Origin of the sequence: Corallococcus aberystwythensis, assembly GCF_003612165.1 — a bacterium.
GTDB lineage: Bacteria > Myxococcota > Myxococcia > Myxococcales > Myxococcaceae > Corallococcus > Corallococcus aberystwythensis.
On sequence record NZ_RAWK01000434.1, the window covers coordinates 1 to 5,146 of the forward strand.

The 5,146-nt window shown below is 69.9% G+C and carries 5 protein-coding genes; 2 read left to right on the top strand and 3 right to left on the bottom strand.

The features are described from left to right. Together D7W81_RS42640 and D7W81_RS39710 are read left to right on the top strand one after the other, a co-directional pair. Window positions 1-658: hypothetical protein (locus D7W81_RS42640; RefSeq protein ID WP_158621782.1), on the top strand; the 658-nt coding region annotated here is incomplete at its 5' end. A gap of 243 nt (window positions 659-901) precedes the next feature. Further along, on the top strand, window positions 902-1,123 hold the full coding sequence (locus D7W81_RS39710) for a hypothetical protein (RefSeq protein WP_120560526.1): 222 nt from the start codon (window positions 902-904) through the stop codon (window positions 1,121-1,123). Between the two features lie 66 nt (window positions 1,124-1,189). Here D7W81_RS39710 and D7W81_RS39715 read toward each other — a convergent pair whose 3' ends face one another. From D7W81_RS39715 to D7W81_RS39725, 3 genes are all read right to left on the bottom strand, one after another. Beyond that, a complete protein-coding gene (locus D7W81_RS39715) occupies window positions 1,190-2,761 on the bottom strand; it encodes a serine hydrolase domain-containing protein (protein ID WP_120560527.1) in 1,572 nt (523 codons plus the stop codon). 250 nt (window positions 2,762-3,011) lie between these two features. Continuing rightward, window positions 3,012-4,145, bottom strand: a complete 1,134-nt coding sequence (locus D7W81_RS39720; RefSeq protein WP_244227756.1) for a tetratricopeptide repeat protein — start codon at window positions 4,143-4,145, stop codon at window positions 3,012-3,014. A gap of 89 nt (window positions 4,146-4,234) precedes the next feature. Next, a partial coding sequence (locus tag D7W81_RS39725) for a Circumsporozoite protein (RefSeq protein ID WP_244227757.1) occupies window positions 4,235-5,146 on the bottom strand: 912 nt, incomplete at its 5' end.

Here is a 5,146-nt window from a genome sequence, read left to right on the forward strand (position 1 = left end):
CCCCGAGACGACCCAGCCCCAGCAGCCCGCGCCCCAGCAGGAGGACGAGGGCGGCACCGTCTCCGCCATGGCCGCGACGGCCATCACCTGGGAGGACTTCACCCGAGCCCACACGACCACCTCCCTCACGTGCATCAGCGCCAGATACGCGCATTCGTGTGCCTTCTGCGCGAGCAACAACGACTACCAGCTGGAGTACTCGAACAGCTGGTGCACCGGCCCGAACGACACCTTCAACTCGTGCATCACCTGTGACAAGGCGTGGCTCACCGACATCCAGCCCATCTACCTGCCGGACGGTGACCTCATCAACGTCATCGTCGAGCACAACGCCGCGTCGCCGGACGTGGTGGAGTTCCGACTGGAGTCCGGCTCGGCCGTGACGTGGTGGAAGCAGGTGGGCCTCGTCGGAGGCGGCGACCACTGGAAGGTGTGGAACGAGAACGGCAACTCCTGGTGCAACTGGCCCTCGGCTTCGACGGCCAACTGCAACACCAACTCGCAGTGGACGAGCATCGTGACCGGCCCTGGCTCGTACTTCGTCTTCAGCAAGGCGAAGGGAGTCTTCGCGGTCCACACCGAGATGTACAAGCTCTACAACCTCGCGGACCGGCTCAGCGGCGGCGACCGCGTGACGTTCCGCTGGACCAAGGACTGACGTCCCGTCGCGACGGGGCCGCGCACCGGCCCCGCTCGCTTCAGCCGGCCACGGGGGCAGGACGGAGTCCCAGCCCCAGCCCGCGTTTCCCGCCGCCAACTGGGCGACTGCCGCATTGGCCGCTCTGTCGGGAGGCACATGCCACGCCAACTCGCGCCGCCTCTTCTACTGCAACAAGGCTCCGACAAAGGTCTCTGCCAGGCCTGCGTTCGGCTCCGAGGACGGTCAGGCGACCGTGCGCGAGTGGCTGGAGGCCCACGGCATGCCCTCCGCCAACGGTGGCTGGCGACCACGGAGCTTGCCCAGCGGCATCAGCTGGAGGAGCTCCGTGCGCACTGGCTCCCCCGGCTGACCGACGACGAGGTGCGTCCGGAGGCCGCGCGCATCATCCGCAAGGCCATCAACTCGAAGAAGCTCGTCGTGGAGCGTGACGCCCTCTTGCGGGTGCTGGACGGAAGTGGGTGACGTCCTCTCCGCGCCGGACCGCGAACGTCCTCCCTGTCAGTCATTCGCATCGTCTCGGCCCTGCGCTCACTTCCCGGTGGGCACGCCAAGCTTCTCGAGGACCTTCAGCGCATTGGCATTCCCCGCGTCCAGTACGAGGGACTTCCTGTAGCTCGCGATGGCCGCTTCCTTCTGTCCCAGTTGGAGCTGTGCCTCGCCCAGGCTGTCGTAGGCATTCGCATCCGTCGGGAAGAGCGTCACGTTCGCTTCGAACACCCGCACCGCTTCCGCGCCCTTGCCGTCTGCCAGCAACCGGTAGCCGAGCTGGTTCAGGTCCCCCGACTCCAGGCCCTTCATGCCCTCGCGATGCTTCGCGGTGTACCAGGCGAGTGCGGTGTCGACGCCCTTGAGCCGCATGAGCACATCCACCTGGGCGGACGGCGACACGGGCTCGGGCCTGAACGCGGGCCAGCCATACTCGGCCGCCACGCTCGCGATGAGGCGGTCGAAGAGCAGGAAGCCGTTGTCGGAGTTGGCCATGACGACCACGCCGCTGCCCGTGTCACCGAAGGCCATGAACGCGGCCTGGAACCCTTCGTCCGAGCCTCCGTGCCAGAAGCGGTTGGTGCCGGGCTCCACCTGGAAGCCCAGCCCGAACCGCTCCGACTGCTGCGTCAGCATCTGCTTCGTCATCGCTTGCGACAGCACGCGCTGGGACTTCCCCGCTTTCGCGCTGGAAACCTCGAGGGCGACCCGCGCGAGGTCGGACGGCGTGGTCCACAGTCCGGCCGCGGCCATCTCCGGGTACACGTGCCAGCGGCCCGCGACGCTCTTCCCGCTGGCGTACGTCCCGGTCGCCGTCCTGACGGCGAGGGCCGGAGGCAGGGGCTGCTCGTAGGAACTGCGGGTCATGCCGAGCGGCTTCAGCACCATCTCCCGCATGACCTGGGGGAACGGCTTCTGGAGCTGATCCACCATCATCAACTGGACGATGGACGTGCCACCGCCGCTGTAGCGCGTCTTCGTACCGGGGACGAGGTCGACGCGCACCGGGGCGGTGTTCGCGGGCGCCACGCCCTCCAGCACCTGCACCAGCGTGGGCATGGGAGCGTCGACGGCGTACCCGGGGAAGCCATGCACGGTCGTCCCCGCGCTGTGGCTGAGCAGCCTGCGCAGGGTGACCTTCTGCTCCTTCGTGAAGTCGTTCTCGGGGACCTTCCACGAGCGCAGCCTGTCGTTGATGTTCTCGTCGAGCGACCATTTGCCGGCCTCGACGAAGTGCAGCGCCGCCAGGGCCGTCACCGGCTTGCTGATGGAGCCCGCCTGGAACAGCGTCTCCAGGGTGACGGGCTCCGAGCCACCTGCTTCCCTCACGCCATGGGTCCTGGCCCAGACGATGGCGTGCTTGTCGAAGACGGCGATGCTCAGCCCGGGGATCCGATACAGCGCCATCCACTGCGGGAGCGTCAGGCTCTGGGGTTTCTCGCCTTCGATGACGACCGGGGCCAGGCCTGCCTCCACTCGCGCCGCGCGGACCGCCTGAGCAGGGTTGGCCAACCATTGCGTCGCGGGCTTCTTCGTCCCCTCCGCCGCGAGGGCCGCACCTCCTGGGCTGAACAGGATGGCCGCGAGCACGAGGCGGGACAGGGAGCGACGCATGGGTTCACCGAAGGAAAGGAGGACGCGAGGTGTACGTCATCCCCTCCATGCGATTGCCGGTCCAAGGTGTCTTGGATGAGGGCATCCGACACCAGCCCTCTGCCTTTCAACAGCGCCCAGCGTCCCCAAGGCTCTTCGCCCGCGGGCTGTTGCGCCTCGAAGCTGCGCGAAGGGTTCGCTTTGGAGAAACCCGTCACGGCAGTAGCCATGACGCAGGGCCGCCGCGAAACACGGCCCGGCGCGTGGGTGGCTACTTGCCGGTCAGCGCGGCGGCGAGCCGGTCCGCCTGCTCGCGGACGTGCTTGTCGGTGCTGGCCTGGGCCTTCTGCGCATGCGTGCGGGCCTGGGCCTTGTCGGTGTCCGCCAGGGCCAGGGCCAGGTTGAGGTGCAGCCCCGCGTCGTCCGGGTGCGCCTGGAGCGCCGGAGCGAGCACCGCGCGGGCGGCGGTCGCGCCCCCGGGCTTCGACATCAGCAGCACGGCCAGGTCGTTGGCCGCGCCCACGTCGGACGGGTCGCTGGCGTGGGCGGCCTCCAGCAGCTTCTGGGCCTCCGCGTCGTCGCCCATCCGCCGGCGCACCTTGGCCAGGGCGATGCGCACCATGGTGTTGTCCGGCACCTTGGCCAGGGCCTCGCGCAGGATGCGGTCCGCGTCCGCGTCCTTTCCGGCCACGAAGGACGCCAGGCCGTGCAGATAGATGGCGTCCGCGTTGTCCGGCTGCTGGAGGCGGATGTCGATGGCGGCCTTGATGGCCGGCTCGGGCGCGCCCGCCACGAAGCACAGCGTGGCGAACTCCCGGATGAGGGCCGTTTCGCGAGGGCTGCGCAGGATTGCCTTCTGGAGCGTCTGGAGCGCGGCTCCCACCTGGTCCTTGAGCACCTGTACCCGCGCGGCCAACAGCAGCGGCAGGTGTTCGGTACGGCTGGCCTCCGCCGCTTCCAGATAGCGCTTGAGGGCGCGGTCCAGCTGCTTGTCACCCTGGAGCGCCATGCCCAGGTACGTCAGCGTCTGGGCGTTGCCCGGCTGCAGGACGAGCGCCTTCTCCAGCGCGGCGATGGCGGCGGGGTACTGGTGGTGCGCCAGCAGCGCGCGGCCGTGGTTGACGACCTCGAAGAAGCCCGCCTTGGGCTGGGCCGCGAGCGCCTCCAGCACCGCGAGCTGCCTCGCGTCGCCCCCTTCCGCGTCGAGCCGGGCCAGGTGGCTCAGCGCCTCGGGGTGGGTGGGGTGCTGGGCCACGAGCCGCTGGAGCACCTCGCGCGCCTTGGGCTCGTCATGCTGCGCGAGGCGCAGGCGCGCGAGCCCGAGCAGGGCGGCCGCGTCCTTCGGGTCCTGCTTGAGGGCGCGCTCGAATTCGATGGCGGCCTCCTTGAGGAGGCCCTGCTTCATCAAACGCGCCGCGGCGGATGCTTCTTTGGAGACGGCCATTGGGCAGGAGGATAGCCCAGCCCCGAAGGGCTGGGCAGTCTCGCGGGTGTCTACCCGATGCCCAGCCAGCCCCCGACCGTGCCGGCCGCGTCCTTCACGCCGCCGGCCACGTCGCCCAGGACATCCAAGGCGCCGTTGAACACGTCGCCGGCCGCGTCCGCCACCGCGCCGCCCGCGTTGATGGCGCCCTCGGCGATGTTCTCCAGGACCTCGCCACCGGCCGCGGCGGCAGTCTCTCCGACCGCCTTGAGGATGTTGCCGGGGTTGACGGAGCCCTCCACCTCGACGCCCAGGCCCAGGCCGGCCGTGGCCTCCACGCCGACGTCGAACTCCAGGTTGCCGCCGTCCAGGCCGATGTCCGCGTGGGCGTCGCCGCTCACGCCGGCGCTGGCGCTGGCGGTGATGCTGGCCGAGGCCAGGGTGTCACCCTCGTGCTTCAGCTCGATGCCGCCGGTGAGGCTGGCCTGCGCGCCCGCGAAGCCGGAGGCGGCGGCGTTGAGGGACACGTTGCCGTCGGTGCCGACGTGCAGGTCCAGGTCGATGGAGCCCTCGGCGCCAATCTTGCCCAGCGCCGCCAGGTCCAATTCGACGGAGTACTCCTCGCCGGCGATCTCGAACTCCACCGTCTTGGTGGCGCTGGCGCCCGCTTCCACCAGGTTGGCGGACACGTCCACCTGCACGTTCACGTCGATGCCGGACAGGCCGATGTCCGCGTCCACGGACGCGTCCGCGCTGAACGTCGGGCCCTGGACGTAGGCGTTGGTGTTGACGCCGCCGGGGCCGGTGCCGTTGACCTCGGCGCGCGAGCCGCCCGCCTCGAAGCTGGACTGGCCGCTCAGCACGTTGCGCGACGGCGTCTGCGTGTTGCCCTGCGCCTGGGTGGAGACGTTCGGCTGCGTCCCGGGCTGCTGCTGCTGCTGCGTCGCCGGCTTCGCCGGGGGCGGCGCGACAGGCTTCGGGGG